The organism is Vibrio sp. 2132-1, assembly GCF_033344315.1.
Map to the genome: position 1 here is coordinate 1 of NZ_JAWPON010000451.1, position 638 is coordinate 638.

Consider the following 638-nt stretch of genomic DNA (forward strand, 5'->3'; position numbering starts at 1 on the left):
TGCTAACGCCACTGCTTTCATTTTGGTTTTCATGGTTGTGTCCTTCTATCACTTAACTTGGTAATTGACGGTGATGACCCCCGTCTCTTGAGTTGGTTTGAGTTGGTAGCGCACCTCACTGTCCGCTAATGTCATTTTTTGGCGCAAGTAATTGCGACCACCGTGTTCACGAACGACCTCAACATGTAAGGTATAATCACCTTGCTCAAGGCGTTCGCCTGCGTCGTTAGTACCATCCCAAACAAATCGATACTGCCCAGCAGGGCGAGTCGCAGACGTCACAGCGTCAATCAGATCGCGATCATAACGACCCACTTTTCGCCACCAGCTGCGCATGTCTTTGAGCCACTCATCCTTACCGACCCAAAGCTGAATGGTTTTAACGGATTGACGTTGTTCATCTTCAACCCACACTGCGACGTAAGGACGGGCGTACATTGAGGTATCGATCTTCGGCAATTCAAATTCAAAGTCGATTTTGGCAGCATCAGGTAAAGGCGCAGCCAAAACTGGCCATGGTGCTAAAGCCGCAACTAACGCCGCTTTGCAAAATAGGTTTTGGCGAAGTAACTTGCCTGTGTTCAACATAAGCTTTTCTCTACAACTGGCTGTTAAGGCACAGCAACAAAATAAATGAC

The 638-nt window shown here is 47.8% G+C and carries 1 protein-coding gene; it reads right to left on the minus strand.

The annotated features are described in order from the left end of the window. Window positions 1-48 precede the first annotated feature (48 nt). Window positions 49-588, minus strand: coding sequence for a DUF2271 domain-containing protein (locus R8N47_RS25985; RefSeq protein WP_005479631.1), 540 nt, complete (start codon window positions 586-588; stop codon window positions 49-51). Window positions 589-638: the final 50 nt, after the last annotated feature.